This is a genomic window from Pseudoalteromonas sp. OF5H-5 (assembly GCF_021530695.1).
Taxonomy (GTDB): domain Bacteria; phylum Pseudomonadota; class Gammaproteobacteria; order Enterobacterales; family Alteromonadaceae; genus Pseudoalteromonas.
Window position 1 is genome coordinate 431,186 of the sequence record NZ_JAKGBF010000002.1, and the last position, 17,959, is coordinate 449,144.

Genomic DNA, 17,959 nt, shown 5'->3' on the forward strand with positions numbered 1-17,959 from the left:
TAACTGAGATGAGCTAACGCTTTTTGTTTAATGTTTGTGTGCTATTTAGCCTTTCCGCCACCAGCCATAACTCGGAAGGTAGGCATTTTAACCCTTTTGCAATTTTCCACACTGAAATGATAGTTGCTTTAGCTTCACCACGCTCAACCCCTGATACAAAAGAACGTGCCAAACCAGATTGTTCCGCAAGATCCTCTTGAGTCAATCCAATTTCAACTCTTTTTACTTTAATTGCTTTGCCAAAGGCATTCATTACCGAAGACTCATCGTGGTCATCCATCAACTAGCTAAGCTCTTTTATTATTCTACTCGCTGTAAATTGTCCTTGTTAACCACTGGATAAACCACTCACTATGATATACATTATAACCTCTATAGAGGTTGTTTTGGTTTTTAACCTTTATCTACTGAACGTTATATCAATTAAAGGAGTTGTTATGTCTACGGTAAAAGTTATGTCAATTATTGGCATGGTATTGTTCCCATTATGTTTTGTTTTCGCATCAGCGTTTGCAGAGAGTGATGTTGAAGCTGCAATTGGATGGGGGATCATTGGGGCAATGTATGGGTTGGGTTATTCGATCACGACTTTTGTAAAGCTTAAAAAAGAAAGCGAGCGTGTGGCTGAAGCTTGATTGATGATACATAAATGGAGAGGATAAAGCCTTTCCATTTATGCATCTTTGATAGTTGTGAACTAAGCTGAAATGGGAGCAAAAGTGACTAAGTTACTATTTGCTAATTGCTAAAGTTAACTGGATAAAAGGACAAAATATGAAGGGCAGTGAATTAGTTCCAATTAGCTTACCTATGGAGGCTGGCCTATCTGACAATGAAAAGCAGGAGTTTACTAAAAAGCGAAAGTCTTTGTTATCTGAACTGCGTTGTATCACTGGCTTGCCTGAACTAGCCTCAAATTTAAATCAAGATACGGTATACAAGTTAGTTTTAGCGCCTGAGGGCGGGAAGTTATACCAAGATGCACAAGGTAATTTAAAAGGTGTGTTTTATAAAGATGGGAAAATAGCAGAACATGCCAAGTTTCAAGAAATAGGACCATCATTGTTAAAGGCCGCTAAGGCGGTGGGGACTCAAGTTTTGCTTGTTAGCATTGCCATGCAACTAAACAGAATTGAAGCGCTGGTCGCTAAAGTATTTACCGAGTTGCATGGAGACCGCCTTGCAGAGATTGAAGCTGGTCACACTTTGTTTAACCAAGCATGTGGAATGCAAAGCTCTGAAAGGCGAGAGCAACTTACTTTGCAAGCGATTCCTGAGTTGACTAGAGGCTTTGAAAAAACGGTTAGCGCATTAAAAAGGCAAATTTTGGAACTTCCAGAGCAGAAACTGTCGTTTTTTGATAATTGGATAGGAAATAAATCAGAGGAAGCACAAGAAAAACATCAAATGGCAATGGAGTCATTTAGTGGCTGTTTAAAGGCTTTGAAGACAATAGCGAGATGTTTCATATTTTTGAACGAAAGAGACGTTGCATTAAGCGTCATCAATGATGGATTAAGCAAAGTAGAAAAAGCAGGAGTCGATATTGCTATAGCTCGCTCTAGGCTTGTTCCTAAAGTAAATGGTGTATTTCCTGAAGAAAGCTGGAGCCAGTTCAAGGAATACAGAAACTTGATTAGTAAGGACTACCTGAATGAATTAATGTTACCGACAGCTGAAGTTATTGAGCTGGAATTAAGACCATCGGAATTATTGGAGCAGGAACATGTCACAGTGTAAAAAATGTGAAAGAACGCTTTTAGAAGGCGAGTCAGACTATTGTCCAGCCTGTGCATCGAATAAATCGCATAAGATAAAAAGGATTCTTGAGATTGCCACGCCAATAGTACTTACGGCTGGTGGCATTGCGCTTAAGTTACTAAAGAAGAAGTGATGGCAAAACATTTCACGAGTACAACATGTCACTGCAAGTGATAATAACGTGTCGGCTTTATACCTTGTAGAGCCGCTAAATACATAAATGCCTATCTGTATGACCACATCCCTGATTAAATGCCCACCTTTTATAAAATCGGCTACATGCTAATCAAAACAGCATAAAGAAAGCTTAGATGTATAAAGTTTGAAGAACAAAACTATAGTTTTGTCACAGTATTTGATATTGTGAAAAAAACGATTGTTGAGTTAAATGGATGACTTCAGATTTAAATAGCGGAAACTGTATTCTTAGCTCTATGGCAAAAGAGCGGGTCAAAATTGGTACTTTAGATCAAGCACAAGTCGTGGGAGCCAAAGGCAAGTATACGGTATTTTTTGACGGTATGCAGTGGAAAGGTGAACCGCTGGTACTCAGTAGCTCTAGACAGCCTTATGAGGCCCGTATCTTCAAGAGTTTAGACGGCGCTATTGCAGAGTTATTGCGCATTGGGCTAAACGAAGCTTCTATTAAAATTACAGCTAAAAAAGAAAACGATTAATCACAAATCATTGAATTTGGAACAAAGATGAACATTAAAAAAGAAACAGTATATTCAAATGTTGAGACTGCTAGCAGCAAGCAGATTGCCGTTCTCAAAAAACATTTCCCAAATTGCTTTGATCGTGATGGTAACTTTATTCAAGAGAGGATGCTTGAGGTAATCAATGCGAATGAAATTGAATTATCAAAAGAAAGCTACTCACTGAATTGGTTAGGTAAGTCATACTCTCGTTTGTTAGCGAACTTACCACCAAAAACTTTGATTCGCGCAGACAAAGAGCACAACGCTCAAGACCAACATAAAGACAGTAAAAACTTGCTTATCAAGGGTGATAACCTTGAGGTATTAAAACATCTAGTGAATGCATACAGTGAAAAGGTCAAAATGATCTACATTGATCCGCCTTACAACACTGGCTCAGACGGTTTTGTATATAACGATGACCGTAAATTCACCAAAGAGCAACTTTCTGAATTGGCAGGCATTGATATTGAAGAAGCAGAAAGAGTTTTGAGCTATGCTGACCAAGGCTCTAGTAGTCACAGCGCTTGGCTAACTTTTATTTATCCCAGACTTTATGTAGCCAAAGAATTATTAGCTGAAGATGGAGTAATTTTCATTTCAATTGATGATAATGAAGTGAGTCAACTGAAGCTTATATGTGATGAAATTTTTGGCGAAGCAAATTTTTTATCTCAAATCATCGTCCAATCAAACAAGCGTGGTCAAACATATAAGGAAATAGCCAAATGTCATGAATATATCCTTGTGTATTATAAATCTGAAAATTCTTCATTAGGAGAGCTTGAAAAGAAGGATGGAAAGCTTCCTTTCAAAGACAAAGATGGTAGTTATGATTTATGGGAGCTAAGAAACCGTAATCCTAAATTTGGAAAACACAATCGTCCAAATCTTTACTATCCAATTTATGTTGACACAACAAATATTGATACTGAAGGTTTAGCTCCTATCTCACTATCACCGTCTGAAAAATTTAACGTAGAGGTTTTTCCAAAAAACAGCAGCGGTGTCGAAAGTTGTTGGAGATGGGGGAAAGAAAAGCTCTTAAAAGAAGGTATTAATGCAACTCCTAAAGCGGTTTTTGGTAAACAAAAACGTGATGGTGGCTGGAATATCTATGAAAAATCAAGAAAAAGCACCACGAAAGCTAAGTCTATCTGGAGTGAAACCAAATTTATCAATGAGCAAGGTACTATCGAATCAGGGAAGCTAGAAATGAGTGGTGTTTTACAGTTTCCGAAGCCTTTAGAGCTAATGAAACAATGTATTTCACTTGCTAGTGATGAAAACGATATAGTTCTGGATTTTTTCGCTGGTTCAGGAACAACTGCACACGCAGTTATGGAGCTGAATGCTGAAGAGTCCATTAGCAGGCAATTTGTAACGGTTCAAATTCCAGAAGAGTGCGAAAAAGACTGCGTAGCATATCAGCAAGGTTATAATACAATATTTGACATAACAAAAGAGCGCCTAACACGGGCTACTAAGAAACTGTTAAAGGAGTTCCCAGACCATCAAGGTTCTCTGGGTTTTAAAATTTTTGAAACCGTTGAAGACTTCCGTGCTGTAGATGACGACAAAGAACTTACTCTATCGAACCTTACTATGTTTGACGATGTACTTCTGACCGATGAGCAGTATCAGACCTTGCTCACCACTTGGGCCCTGTATGACGGTAGTGAGTTAACCACACCAATTTATGATATTGATCTGGATGGATACACAGCGCATCTTTGCGATAGGCGCTTGTATATGATTGCTCCAGGTTTTAGCAGTAAAGCACTCAAGGCTCTACTTCATAAGCTTGATGACACGGATGACAAAGACTTTGACCCAAACAAGATTGTTTATTATGCAAACAACTTTGACAGTGTAAAGCAAATGGAATTGAACGAAGCATTGAAAAGCTACGCAAATAAAAAGTCTATTGAGATTGATGTGGTGGTACGTAACTAATGTCTACTCAAAAAAGCAAAGGGTTTACGTTTGAAAAGGATCTGCCGCACCAAAAAGCGGGGGTTGATGCTGTACTTAACATGTTCATTGGTGCTGAGCCTAAGCTAGATAATGATCAAAGTGCGCGATTATTAGCAAACCCAGAATTAGTGATCACTAAACAGCAATTGCGCTCAAACATCAAAGCAATTCAAAAATTTAACGGTATTGAGCATTCTGAAGCACATTACAGTGAAAACAGTAATGTGATAGATGTGTCTATGGAAACGGGTACAGGTAAAACGTACACCTACACCAAAACGATGTTCGAGCTGAACAAAGCTTTCGGTATCAATAAGTTTATTATCATAGTGCCAACGCTGTCTATCAAAGCAGGTACGGTGAACTTCCTTAAAAGTGAAGCCCTTAAAGAACACTTTAGAGAAACAGAACGTGAACTTAAAACGTACGTAGTTGAGAGTAAAAAATCCACTAAAAAAAATGCAAAGTCGTATATGCCGCAGGCCATTCACGACTTTGTAGAAGCAAACAACTACAACAAAAAATATATTCACGTAATGGTGATTAACTCAGGAATGGTAAACTCTCCGTCTTTGACAGAAGTTTATGACCGTGGCTTGTTAGATAATAGATACAACACGCCAATTGAGGCAATTAGTGCTGTTAAACCCTTTATTATAATTGATGAACCTCATAAGTTTCCTAAAACAAAAACAACGTGGAACAATATTGAAAAATTCAATGCGCAAAGCATTATTCGTTACGGTGCTACATTCAATGAAAAATATGAAAACCTTGTTTATCGCTTAACTGCCGTCGATGCCTTTAATGAAGACCTTGTTAAAGGAATTAACACCTTTATTGAAGAGATGGTTGGTGATGATGTTGCTAGTTTGACGCTCAAAAAATCAACTACAAAAGAAGCAAGCTTTGAGCTAAATGAAAATGGTTCAAAGACTATCATCAAAGTAGGCAAAGGAGAGTCGTTAGCCAAGGCTCATCCAGAAATTCACGACTTATACATTGAGGCGATGAACACAAAAATGGTTGTTCTTAGTAACGGTGTTGAGTTGAAAGTGAATGAGTCAATCAACCCATATTCATACTCCGATACGCTCGAAGACAACATGATGCGTAGGGCGATTAAAGAACATTTCAAAGTTGAGCGAGAAATGTTGACGCAACGCCCACGGATCAAGCCTCTCACCTTATTCTTCATAGATGATATTGAAGGCTACCGTGATGGAAACAATATTTCAGGCAGCTTAAAAACTAAATTTGAAGAGTGGGCTTTAGCTGAAGCTAAGGCACTTCTTAAAACTGAAAAAGATGAGTTTTATAAAAGGTACTTAGAGAAAACGATAGCTGACATAAGCAGTGTTCATGGTGGTTACTTTTCTAAGGATAATAGTGATAAAGATGAAAAAATTGAGCAAGAAATTAATGAAATTTTGCACGACAAAGAGCTACTGCTATCGCTAGATAATCCTAGACGATTTATCTTTTCTAAATGGACGCTTCGAGAAGGTTGGGATAACCCAAATATCTTTACGCTTTGTAAATTACGCTCAAGTGGTAGCACAACTTCCAAACTTCAAGAGGTTGGTCGTGGTTTACGTTTGCCTGTTAATGAATACATGGCCCGTGTGAATGGTGAATTTCGACTTAACTATTTCGTTGATTTTACAGAAAAAGACTTTGTTGCTTCATTAGTTCAAGAAGTGAATGAGACCTCTTTCAAAGAAACTGTGCCATCTAAGTTGACGACTGAAATAAAAGAGAGGATAGCTGCACACTACTCTGACGTGTCTTCTCTAAAAATGATGATGAATCTAGTGCAAAAAGGCATTATTGATGAAAATGAAAACCTTTTAGGCTCAGATGCATATGCCAGACTCAAAGCTGAATACCCAAACGCTTTTCCCTGTGGAGTTAAGAAGGGAAAGATCAAAGTTGCAACAGAGGGCAGGAACCGCTCAAAAATGCGTGTTGGTAAGTTTGATGAGCTAAAGCAGCTATGGCAAATGATCAATCAAAAAGCAGTGTTAGAGTACAAGATAGCTAGTGAGGAAGACTTTCTAAAGCTTTTCACTAAATATCTGCTTGAAGAATCGGATAAGTTCAAAAAAACGGGCGTTCAAACCCGAATTGAAAAAGTGTATGTAAGCAACGATACTGCAATGTCAAAAACTATTTTGGGGAACGATGACGATTTCATCAAATTTTGTACTATGACGTACAAAGAGTTCGTTAGGCGTTTGTCACAAGTAGCATTCATTAAACCATCCACATTACACAAAGCGTTTGTTGCCGTGCAAGATACGGTCAACATTACTGATTACCTGAATATTCAGACCATCAGAAAGATAAAATCGGGATTTAGTAAGTTCTTATTACATAACTCATTTAGTAAATTTGAACTTAGCTACAACATCATTTCTAGTAGTGTGCACCCGACCAAATTTACGGATGAAGAAGGGCGGGCACTTACAGATATTGCGGCTAGTGATTTGGGGGTTAACTCTGACCATTCTTTAAGACCACTAGATAACTATTTATTTGAAGATGTGTTTTATGATTCGGAACTAGAAAAACTTAATATTACCTATGGCGAGATTGAGTCTGTTTCGGTTTTTACTAAGATACCAAAAAATTCAATCAAAATACCCGTAGCTGGTGGGTACACTTATTCGCCAGACTTTGCTTATGTGGTAAAAACGAGTGAAGGCGAATACCTCAATTTCATCATAGAAACTAAGAATGTCGAAGGAAAAGATAGCCTTAGAAAAGAGGAAGAACGTAAAATTGAGCACGCTAAGGTATTGTTTAATCAAATAAGTCAAGAAGTGAAAGTAGAGTTTAAAACTCAGTTCGCTGGTGATGTCATCTACGACATCATCAAGCAAGTTGCAGCCCACCAAGCAAAGTAACCTTGTTAAAGTAACTTAAACCACCAGTGGTATCGATGCTGGTGGTTTAAGTCGACACAGAGTTTAAACGCTCTCTGCGTTATTCGATGTGATATTTACTAGTGGCGAGATTGAAACCGCAAGTTTATCCAAAGCCTCTTTTCTTTCATCAAAATAATCATATTGGTCATAGATCCCCTCAACACCTTTCAATTTGTGATTTAAGCACCTTTCGGCGATATGGCTGGGGGTCTTGAGTTGGGATAGAAGGCTTCTACATGTGCGTCTAAGATCATGTACAGTAAAATGCTCAATCTCTCCCATGAGGTTGGGGGAGTGTGTGCTTTTTCCTGGTTCGATACCAAATAGCTTTGAAATGGCTCGGTTTAACGTATCTGCTCCCATGTAGGGATTTTTAGAGCGTCGACGACTTGGGAAAACATATTCTGATCCACAACTTCTGACTTTTAATTCTTCTAACCACTCTACGATGGGGAGTGCAAGTGGGATAGTGAATCCTTGCCCTGTTTTACTGCGTTCTTTTGGGAGTTTCCAAATAGCATTGGAAAGATCAAATTCATGCCACTTGGCCTGTATAAGCTCTTGTTTTCTCACTCCTAGACACACCAATAGTGAACATGCCAAATAATTTTCTCGGGAGATCTGCTCAGACTGTTCTCTCATAACCTTGAAAAAGAATTCAAGCTCTTTGAAAGTGAGTGCTCGCTCTCTACTTTTTTCCATACCACCAGCATCGTTCACGTTGAAAGGCTGTGCAGGGTTACTATCAGATAAGCCTAGCTTCATGGCATGGTTGAAAAGTTGCTTAAGATACTGAAGCGCATCATTTGCAATACTGGGTCTACCTGAGTCGGCGATAGACTCAATCACTCTTTTTATATCTAAGGGCTTAATCGCTTTTAGCTTATATCTGCCAATTAAAGGTGAAATATCTTTTGTATAAATGCGTCTAGGAATATTAGGATATTTTAAACGCTTCTCATTTCCTTTCTGCCAATCAATAAATAGTCCATCCAATGTACTGAACTCACTGTTCTCAGCGTTATGTCTTGACATGATCGGGTCAACGCCCTCATTAACTGACTTTTTGTACTCTATAGCTTTATTTCGAGCATCCGCTAATGAGAGTAGTGAATGCTTTCCAATTGTCATTTCAGATCGCTTTCCTGCAATGGTATATCTCATCATCCAGTAGGGGTCCCCCTTTTTTGGAACGACGATGTAGAGTCCATTACCATCGGCAAGCCTTAACTTACCACTTTTTTTAGTTTGGATCTGTTCAGAAGCCTCTTTTATGAATGACTGAACAGAACGTACGGTGAGCTTGCCCATATGCACCTCTGATTAAAGTGGGGAGTGTTTATGCTTGAAAGTAATGTATCAGAAAGAAACTCCCCAGTATACCCACCAATTGCTGGTGGGTATTACTGGAAGTTACTGGATTTTATTGGATGAGGTTTTAACTAGTATATTGATTTTAAATGATATTGTTTAGTTCATTAAACGTTATCGGACGTTACTCTATATTCTGGATCTGCTCGCGCATTTGCTCAATTAGAACTTTAAGTTCAACGGCGGCGTTGGTGATCTCGCTGTTGATTGACTTTGAGGCTAGGGTGTTAGATTCGCGGTTGAATTCTTGCATCATAAAGTCTAAACGACGGCCACAAGCGCCTCCTTTTTTGAGGATTTTGTGGGTTTCTTTGACGTGTGACTTGAGGCGGTCGAGCTCTTCTGCAACATCTTGCTTTTGCGCAAGGTAAATTAGCTCTTGCTCTAGGCGGCCTTCGTCAATGTCGGTTTTTAGTTCTTCTAATTTTTGTGAAAGTTTTTCACGTTGCCACTTAGTGACTTCAGGCATGTAGCCTTCAACGATGGCAACTTGCTCTAGAATACCTTCAAGACGGGTGATGAGCATGGTTTCTAGGTTTTCGCCTTCACTTGCTCGTGCAGCTTTAAAGTCTTCTATTAGCTCATCAAAGCCACCTAACAGTTCGCTGTTTACGGTGTCTAAATCGACTTCTTCAGCTTCCATTACGCCAGGCCAGCGTAGAATATCTACAGGATTGATATCACCGCCGCTTTGTGATTGTAGCCACTTGGCGCTTTCAACAAGTTGCTTTGCAAGCGATTCGTTGACGGTTAGTTGGCCAACGTGCGCAGGATTTGCGGTGAACTTTAGGAATACTTCAACTTTGCCGCGTTGTAAGTGTTTACGCAGGCGTTCACGTATTACTGGCTCTAAGCCTCTAAATTGTTCTGGTGCGCGGATAAAGGTTTCGAGGTAGCGTTGATTCACTGAACGAATTTCCCAAACCCCAGTGCCCCAGTCACCTTTCACTTCTTTGCGGGCGTAGGCGGTCATACTATGGATCATATAAAGTCCCTAAATTAGCTTGGTTTAACCGGGGCATTATAGCCGAATTTCCGCACAGCCCTAAAGTGAATTTTATTTTTAGTCGGATCGCGTGGCATAGTCTCTATGATCCCTTTATAATGTACGGCAAATTTTGATGATGGGGGAACGTGGATGCGTCCAAGCGAAAGAACTGCAAATCAGATCAGGCCGGTTACATTTACTCGTAACTATACAATGCACGCTGAAGGCTCAGTAATGGTAGAGTTTGGTAACACTAAAGTGTTATGTACGGCTTCTGTAGAAGCGGGTGTGCCACGCTTTATGAAAGGTCAAGGCAAGGGCTGGATCACCGCAGAATACGGTATGCTTCCGCGCTCTACACATACGCGTAACAACCGTGAAGCGGCACGTGGCAAACAAGGCGGCCGTACCATGGAAATTCAACGCTTAATCGCGCGCGCTCTCCGTGCCGCAGTTGATTTAAAAGCGTTAGGTGAGAATACCATTACTATCGACTGTGATGTTATTCAAGCGGACGGTGGTACACGCACGGCGTCAATTAGCGGTGCTTGTGTGGCATTGGTCGATGCATTAACACACATGCGTGCCAAAGGCATGATCAATGTAAACCCGTTAAAGTTTATGATCGCGGCAATCTCGGTTGGGGTTTATAAAGGTCAGCCAATTACCGATCTTGAGTATCTTGAAGATTCAGAAGCAGAGACAGACATGAACGTGATCATGACTGAAACTGGCAAACTGATTGAAGTACAAGGTACAGCTGAAGGCGAACCGTTCTCGTTCGACGAGCTAGATGAGTTACTTGGTCTTGCGAAACATTCAATTCGTGAAATCATTGATCTACAAAAGCAAGCGTTAGCGTAATCAACACTCAGTAGGAAAAACATGAAACCGTATCAAAAAGAGTTTATTGAATTTGCCTTAGAAAAGCAGGTGCTTAAGTTTGGTGAGTTTACGTTAAAGTCTGGTCGTACTAGCCCTTATTTTTTCAATGCAGGCTTGTTTAACACAGGTCGTGATCTGGCGCGTTTAGGTCGTTTCTATGCTTCGGCATTGGAAGATGCTGGCATTGAGTTTGATGTGTTGTTTGGCCCAGCGTACAAGGGTATTCCTATTGCGACAACGACAGCCGTTGCACTTGCCGATCATCACAACAAAGATGTGCCTTATTGCTTTAATCGTAAAGAAAAGAAAGAGCATGGTGAAGGCGGTAACTTAGTTGGTTCGGCGCTTGAAGGTCGTATTATGCTTGTTGATGATGTGATCACAGCGGGTACTGCTATTCGTGAGTCGATGGAGATCATTGCCGCTAATAGTGCAGATCTTGCCGGTGTATTAATAGCATTAGATCGCCAAGAAAAAGGCAAAGCTGAGCTTTCTGCTATTCAGGAAGTTGAGCGCGACTTTAATACTCAAGTGGTGTCTATCGTGAAATTGGCTGATTTGATTACTTACCTTGAGCAACAAGGTGGTATGGATGCGCACTTAGATGCAGTTAAAGCATACCGTGATAGCTATGGTGTAGCGTAAGCCTACGATTTTCTGCTGATGGCTAGCACCATGCTAGCCATTCATTCACTTCTATTTTATCTCGGTTTTATTGTATGTCTTTACACAGCTCTTAATTCAAACTCACTATCGGTATATGGCGTAGTGCCCAATTAGCAAGTTCAACTCGGTTGCGTGAATTGGTTTTTTTAAATGCGCTGTAGATATGCGTTTTAACTGTGTGACTACTGATGTTTAGTCTATCAGCGATATCTTCGTTTTTAGCACCAGCAGCAATAAGCTTGATCACAGATTTTTCTCTGCCGGTAAGCATATTTAATTCTTCATTACTTAAGATGATGTCGCTGTTAGGCAATGCTTGTGGCATGGCGGCAATCAGTTCGCTAAACGCCTCTGAAATAGCACTACGACAAAACCAAAGCTCGCCTTTGAGCACACTGCTTAATCCTTGAAATAACGTCTCTGGCGGAGCGTTGCGATAGAGTATGCCTTTCACATTGCCAAGTAGCGCCGTTTTTTCATTAACGTTGTCTTCATTGGCATTAAATAGCAGTACCTTGTGCTTAGCCGCCAATAGCTTTACTTCAGCACTGATAAGTTCATTACAATCTCGGTGTTCTGTATCTACCAAAAATAACGCGATTTGTTCGCGTTGCGCAGACTCTGGTAGTCGAGTGTCGACTTTTACCGTATGTCCCAGTGTCTCAAGCACTTTGATAAGCACGGTATAATTTGTGGAACTGGTATTAGCTCGAGCATGAGTCAGAATAAAAAACGCTCGATCTTGCCATGCTAGCGAGTTATTGGAATATTCCTTTGCAAACATAGAAGTATTAAATCCTTTTTTATTCCTGATTAAATTTAATATACATTTGTTTTACAAAAATTTTAAGTTTTTTATTAGGCTCAAACTAAAAAGTTGAGCCTAATACCATGGTTGTGCAAGTTCACGTTACTTATATAACGCACGCCATGCACAAGTACGATACCCATTCTTCTCAAAAAAGAAGCGATTACAGTTATCGTCATAGTTGGAGTTACCCACATCTATACGATAGCCACTGATGTACCAATTATGCAGCGAAATATGCCCACCGTTGTACAGTAGCGAAAAGTGAACGTGAGGACCGGTTGATTGACCGCCTTGGCACAATGCTGTTGCTTTATCGTCCGCGTAACGGCCAAGCCAAGCGCCTGCAGAAATGACATCACCAGTGTTATACTGCAAACTTTCCATATGGTAATATTGAGTTGAATAACCGCTTGAGTGAGTCACGCGAATATTACAAGCTGAGTAGCGAGTCACTGTGCCGCCGTGCGCTGCTTGAACCCAAGGTGTATTACTTCCCCAGCCACCTGAGCCGTTATTAAAATCAAGCGACGAGTAAGGGTAACCAGAGCCTGTATTTGAGTGTGCACCACCGCTATACCAAGCGTAACCCGACGGCCATGGAAAGCTCATGCTAAAGCTAGCAGCCGATACTGCCTGTGTTGAAGCCCACTCACTAAAAGCGATGTTGCGGTCCGCTTTTAGTGCTAATGACTCGCCGTTAAATAATGTTTGATAGGTGTCTAATAGCTTGTTTGCAGATGTATGGGTTAGATCTGCAAGTGCAACGGTTGCTTCGTTTACCGCAGGTAACTTTTTGGCTTTGCCTTCATCGCGAAGTTTTTGAAATGCGTAGTACCTCGCACTCAGATTAAGCGCTACATCTTTTACTTGCGCATCAAACCCCTGTTCATGAGAGAGTTTACCAAACGGTGCAGAGAGGGATTGTTTATCTGGGTTGCTTATCACACCAGATTCAAGTTCCATTAGTGCCAGCAACAATTTAGGGTTAATACTGGCATATCCAGCATAGTGTAAGAGCACTTCGAGCTTGTCACTTAAATGTGGTGCCGTGCTGTCAAGCACTTGCTGCCAATCTACTTGTTGTAAAGCATTGCTGAAAAGAAACAGTTCAGGGTTTACTGCCATTACACTAGAAATAGGTAAGGCACTGATGTGTTCCGCAGTAAATTCAGGTATAGCTACTGAGTCATGCTGACCAGCAGCTGTTGCCTGATGTGAGAGGAGCGCGACTAAACACGCTGATAGATAGTGGCGTTTCATGTTGTATCCTTTCTGTTTGTTTTTTGTTCAATCAAGTTATACCTAAATGTGATCATTTTGTAAAATAAAAGTTTACAGTATGGTTTCTTTGATATGGATCATATGTTCCTGATCCGATAGCTTGGGTTTTAGGGTAAAAGCGACTATAGAAAATAAATTAATGTGATGCGGAGGTTGCTATGAGAAGGCAAATTACTCTGTCTCAGCTTGAAGAGTTGCTAGAGGAAAGACAAGGAGGAGAGCGCCGAAAACAGCGAAGTAATGTTTTGCCTCTCGTCGAAAGGCGCAACCATGTTAGGCGAAAGTCAGATAGGCAATACTTGCACAATAGAGTTGAATAGCTCTCTCTATTCCTGTTTTGTCGTGAGCCCTGCATCCGAGTATAACGCGTAAGGTAGTTTATTAGTTTTTGCGTGATACATAGCTTTGTCGGCCTTAGCAACTAACTCTTCAGCCGATGTTGCGTCAGTGGGATAAATCACAGCACCGATACTCAAGTCTAGCTTTACTTCGCGGATGTTGGCGCTTTCATCTTGGAGACAGTAATTATCACTTAGCAAGTCATACTTATGCTGAGCCAGTTTTCGTAACTGGTTTTTTTCGGTCAGGTGAGGGGCGATAACCACGAATTCATCACCACCGTAGCGTGCTACAAAGTCCGAAGCACGTTTATACATTTTAAGTTTTGCCGACAGTATTTTGAGCAATTGGTCGCCTGCTTGATGACCAAGTTGATCATTGACTGGTTTAAAGTTGTCGAGATCAATAAACAACACACCAAATCCATGACCATATCGCTCTGATTCACTAATCGCTCTTTCTAGTTCGCTATCAAATGCGCCGCGGTTATGTAACATAGTGAGTCTATCCATAACCACCAGGTTCTCTAGATTCCGCTGCATTTCGTAGCGTTCTTTTGAGAAGGTAATTGTACGTGCCAGTAGTGGGCCGTTCACTTCATGTTTTGGGATATAATCTTGCGCACCAAGTTGAATTGCTTTTTCGCCAAACAGCGTTTCAGATACCCCAGTTAACACGATTATAGGGGCGCTGACGGGTAACTGCTTTACTTTAATCAGCGTGGTAAGACCTTGACTCTCATCGATATTCAAATCGATTAGGATGGCTTCAGGCTTGACTGTATTTAAGGCGGTTTCAAGTTGTTCTAAATTTTTAAAATGTTTAACGTTAAACTTTTGTCTACCGTCAGTACTTGCAAGTGTGCGCTTTACTAAGTAAGCATCTTCATCGTTGTCTTCAAGAAGATAAATCAGCCATGTATTCATAGTTACCCTTGCACGACACAGTTATTGTCAAACCAATACTGCTTGATTAATTTGATCAACGACTCTAAATCACTTAAGCGTCCAGGCTTGGTAATATATGACTTAGCACCCAATTGATATGCTTTACGAATGTCACTGTGGTGAGTGGAGGTGGTATAGCATACCGTTATTAATTTATCGGCAACTTGTTCATTTTTTAAAGCTTCCATGACTTCAAAGCCACTCATTTTTGGCATGTTTAAATCCAGCAAGATAACTTGGTCGTAAGTTGCGATAGAATCGAGGTAATGTAGCAGCTCATGACCGTCAGAAAAAATTTTAAGCTCTGGCGCATTGGTAATACTGCTGTATGCTCTTTTAAAAAAGTAAACATCATCTGGATCATCTTCAACTAATAACAGTTCCATTATTACTCCTTAACTTCTTTTGGCAGTATGATTTCAAACAAAGCGCCATCATCACTTTGCAGGCATTTTATTGTGCCGCCATGTAGTTTTACGATTTGTCGGCACAGCGCAAGGCCAATACCACTGCCATACTCTTGTGTGGTGCCAAAACGCCTGAACGGTTCAAAGATTTGCTGGCGTCGAGATTTTGGGATTCCAAGTCCATTGTCTTTGTAATGGATCACCGTTTCATGGCCGGTTTGGCTGGCGTAAATTTGGACCACGGGCGTAAGCTCTGGTGACTTAAATTTAATGCTGTTACTGATTAAGTTTTGCAGCACTTGAAGAAAAAGCGAGGGATCAAGTTCGATGGGTATATCACCATTCTCGAGTTTAATTTCTGCGCCGCTTTCCTCGATACTAAAGCTCATCACTTCACAGATATCTTCTAGCAATAAAGTTAGATTAGTTGTTTGTAGCTTCAACTCATGGGAATGCAAGCGTGATAACTTGAGTAGGTCTTGGATCATTATCCGCATTCGTTGACTGGCATCTACCAAGCGCTCTATTTCAAACTTTGCATCGTCGTAGTCTTTCAACTCTGGCGTAATTCTTTGCGCCAAACTGTCCGAAAAAGCGGTGATCTTTCTGAGTGGCTCTTGCAAGTCATGAGACGCAATGTAGGCAAAGTGCTCAAGGTGGGCGTTGGATTCTTGCAGCTGTAATAGCAATTCGGTGTGCTCGGTCATATCGACAAAAGTACCCAGCATCAACTCTGGCTCGCCATTGTGATCTCGAGTGATCACGGTATCGACAGAATAACACCAAACCCAATGCCCTTCTTTGTGTCTAAAGCGATATTTTATCGGGATAAGTTCACCGTCTTGGCTGGCTCTCACTTCATCAATATGCTCGTAAACGAGTGCGCGTTCACTTTCATGAAAACATAGTTCTAAATTTGAACTTTCTAACTCTTGAATTGTATAACCAAGGAGTTGGGTATAACGCTTGTTTATGCGCGTGTTTTTGTGGAGTTTTAAGTCGTAGAGATAAAGGCCACACACCGCTGAGTCAATCATTCGCTGTAAAAAGCGTTGGTTGTCTTCTAGCTCTTTTTCTGCGAATTTTCGCGCAGTAATATCGACGGCGATACCAACGATCCGCTCAACTTGGTTTTTACTGTCTTTAAGTGGATAAAGAGTCGTCTGATACCAATACTCTTTGTTTTTAAACGGTATCATTTCGGTGTAATCTACGGGTTTTGCGACCTCAACACAAAGTTGGTAGTTTTTTTCGATTCTATCTACTAGCTCCGCTTCTAACACTGTCCCCCTTAGTTCGCTGAGGGTTTTACCCAATATTTCATCAAGTTTGACGCCAGTGCGTTGACAAGCAAACTTATTGTACTCGAGCACTCGAAATGTTTGGTTTTCTTCTACCTTTAATAGCCAAATAGCCTGACTTGCACCTTCGTAGATGGCATTGAGAATTTTGTTTTTTTCCGCAACTTGCAGCTCAAGGGATTTTTTCTGATGGATATTTCTAAGTGCTCCAGACATCACCAATGCTTTACCGTGGTCGTCAAATTGGCTGTTGCCTACGGCGGAAAACCAAGCGTATTCTCCTTTGTTGTCTCGCCCTAAGTACTCGACAAAATATTGATCTTTGGTGGCAAAGTGATGATCTATGGCATCTTGCACTTTGCCCTGATGGTCTGGGTGGATATGTGCAAACCAATCGTCATAGGTGACTTTTTCGTCGTCGCGCTTACCTATCATGGTTTTTAAACGAGATGAATAGCTGACGCTGTTGTCGACAACGTTCCACTCCCAAATGCCATCTTCGGTTGCCCCAATTGCACGCTTCATTTGTTCGGTGGATTCCGCAAGTGCTTGCTCTGTGCGTTTAAGTGACGATAGGTTATTAAACACCGCTAAAATGAGATTGGCACCGTCATGGGGTTCTTGTACTAAGCGCATCTCCATCGGGATTAGATTGCCAAATTTGTCTTTCACATGGCACAGTGCTTCTTTACTGTAATCGTTTTGGTTGAGTAGAGATTGGCTAATGGATTCTAAGCTGTAGAACGGATCATCCAAACTGACGATATCGTGTAGTCTCAGCCCAATTAATGCATCTGGCGTGTCGTACCCAAGCTCGCGATAAAAATAAGGATTGCACTTACTCACGGTGAGTAGCTGGTCAAGTAGCAAGGTACTAGTGGGTAAGGCATCGAGCATAAACTCGGTAACTCTGTGTTGGTCGAGTTGCGAATGAAGCGCTTGCTTTTCATCGGTAATACGTTTGAGCCTTGCGGTCACGCCATGGAATTGATTGGGAGTTGGGATTGCGACGGCGCTTGGGATAAGTCTAAAAAGATAAACCGCCGTTACCATTGAGATAAACGCTGTGACTGCTTTTGAAATGCCATGAATACCATAAGCGCCATGCCAAACGGTATAAACGCCAATTAAGTGCGTGAGTCCACATAAGGTGATGAAGCTACAGAACAACACAAAGACCCAATTTCTGCCAACGTCAGGGCGTTGTTTTGCATAAATCATAATCGCCATAGGAATAGAAAAGTAGGCGGCGGCTATCAATATATCGGAGATGACATTGGTCCATAGAAGGTGAGGTTGCCACAAATAGCAATGACCATGCGGCATGTACGCGCTATTAAAAAATGACTCAAACGAGTTCAAATCCATGTTATTTCCTTACCTCAACGTAAAGTCGATTCATATAAAAACATCCGCCGTTAAGACGCTAAAAGCGCACTCAAGCTGCGATAGTAAAATACGCTTTAAAAGTCCTAATGCTCTGCTTTAACTGTAGTATATCTATTTGAAATTTCGACAAGAGGTGTAAGAAATCTTTATCGTGAGGTAGGGAAGAGGGGGAGTTGAGAGATTAACAAGGTGAAGCGCGTGGCTT

Annotated in this window: 15 protein-coding genes; 7 read left to right on the plus strand and 8 right to left on the minus strand. The window is 40.9% G+C overall.

The window, feature by feature from the left end; genetic code table 11:
• Positions 1–13 precede the first annotated feature (13 nt).
• Positions 14–253 (minus strand): helix-turn-helix domain-containing protein, encoded by a 240-nt coding sequence (locus L1271_RS04605; RefSeq protein WP_138527250.1) that lies wholly within the window; start codon positions 251–253, stop codon positions 14–16.
• Positions 254–437: 184 nt separating this feature from the next.
• Here L1271_RS04605 and L1271_RS04610 point away from each other — a divergent pair, with 184 nt between their 5' ends.
• The 5 genes from L1271_RS04610 to L1271_RS04630 all read left to right on the plus strand — a co-directional run bounded on the left by L1271_RS04610 (position 438) and on the right by L1271_RS04630 (position 7,348).
• The gene (locus L1271_RS04610; RefSeq protein ID WP_095728696.1) at positions 438–635 is read left to right on the plus strand and encodes a hypothetical protein; all 198 of its coding nucleotides are present in this window, start codon (positions 438–440) and stop codon (positions 633–635) included.
• Between the two features lie 139 nt (positions 636–774).
• Entirely contained in the window at positions 775–1,740 is a 966-nt protein-coding gene (locus tag L1271_RS04615; RefSeq protein WP_235366934.1) for a hypothetical protein, read from the plus strand.
• A 413-nt stretch (positions 1,741–2,153) separates the two neighbouring features.
• Positions 2,154–2,438, plus strand: coding sequence for a hypothetical protein (locus tag L1271_RS04620; protein ID WP_235366935.1), 285 nt, complete (start codon positions 2,154–2,156; stop codon positions 2,436–2,438).
• A 27-nt stretch (positions 2,439–2,465) separates the two neighbouring features.
• Positions 2,466–4,418, plus strand: a complete 1,953-nt coding sequence (locus tag L1271_RS04625; protein WP_235366936.1) for a site-specific DNA-methyltransferase — start codon at positions 2,466–2,468, stop codon at positions 4,416–4,418.
• Entirely contained in the window at positions 4,418–7,348 is a 2,931-nt protein-coding gene (locus L1271_RS04630) for a type III restriction-modification system endonuclease (protein WP_235366937.1), read from the plus strand. Before L1271_RS04625 ends, L1271_RS04630 begins: the two co-directional genes overlap by 1 nt.
• Before the next feature lie 63 nt (positions 7,349–7,411).
• Here the strand turns inward: L1271_RS04630 and L1271_RS04635 are convergent, their stop codons facing one another.
• Positions 7,412–8,680 (minus strand): tyrosine-type recombinase/integrase, encoded by a 1,269-nt coding sequence (locus L1271_RS04635; RefSeq protein ID WP_235366944.1) that lies wholly within the window; start codon positions 8,678–8,680, stop codon positions 7,412–7,414.
• 184 nt (positions 8,681–8,864) lie between these two features.
• Positions 8,865–9,725 (minus strand): YicC/YloC family endoribonuclease, encoded by an 861-nt coding sequence (locus tag L1271_RS04640; RefSeq protein ID WP_235366947.1) that lies wholly within the window; start codon positions 9,723–9,725, stop codon positions 8,865–8,867.
• A 153-nt stretch (positions 9,726–9,878) separates the two neighbouring features.
• Between L1271_RS04640 and rph the strand changes: the two genes are divergently transcribed.
• Both rph and pyrE read left to right on the plus strand, forming a co-directional pair.
• Positions 9,879–10,592 carry a ribonuclease PH gene (gene rph, locus L1271_RS04645; protein ID WP_010377321.1) on the plus strand — a complete coding sequence of 238 codons (714 nt, stop codon included), beginning with the start codon at positions 9,879–9,881 and terminating at the stop codon, positions 10,590–10,592.
• Between the two features lie 21 nt (positions 10,593–10,613).
• Positions 10,614–11,258: an orotate phosphoribosyltransferase gene (gene pyrE, locus L1271_RS04650; protein ID WP_010605678.1), complete on the plus strand. Its 645-nt coding sequence runs from the start codon at positions 10,614–10,616 to the stop codon at positions 11,256–11,258.
• A gap of 91 nt (positions 11,259–11,349) precedes the next feature.
• Here the strand turns inward: pyrE and L1271_RS04655 are convergent, their stop codons facing one another.
• The 5 genes from L1271_RS04655 to L1271_RS04675 form a co-directional block, all read right to left on the minus strand.
• Positions 11,350–12,063, minus strand: a complete 714-nt coding sequence (locus L1271_RS04655; protein ID WP_102056135.1) for a response regulator transcription factor — start codon at positions 12,061–12,063, stop codon at positions 11,350–11,352.
• Between the two features lie 126 nt (positions 12,064–12,189).
• A complete protein-coding gene (locus L1271_RS04660) occupies positions 12,190–13,350 on the minus strand; it encodes a M23 family metallopeptidase (protein WP_235366949.1) in 1,161 nt (386 codons plus the stop codon).
• Between the two features lie 347 nt (positions 13,351–13,697).
• Positions 13,698–14,636 (minus strand): GGDEF domain-containing protein, encoded by a 939-nt coding sequence (locus L1271_RS04665; protein ID WP_235366951.1) that lies wholly within the window; start codon positions 14,634–14,636, stop codon positions 13,698–13,700.
• 2 nt (positions 14,637–14,638) lie between these two features.
• Positions 14,639–15,043, minus strand: a complete 405-nt coding sequence (locus L1271_RS04670; RefSeq protein WP_010605674.1) for a response regulator — start codon at positions 15,041–15,043, stop codon at positions 14,639–14,641.
• A 2-nt stretch (positions 15,044–15,045) separates the two neighbouring features.
• Positions 15,046–17,733: a PAS domain-containing sensor histidine kinase gene (locus tag L1271_RS04675; protein ID WP_235366960.1), complete on the minus strand. Its 2,688-nt coding sequence runs from the start codon at positions 17,731–17,733 to the stop codon at positions 15,046–15,048.
• Positions 17,734–17,959 lie beyond the last annotated feature (226 nt).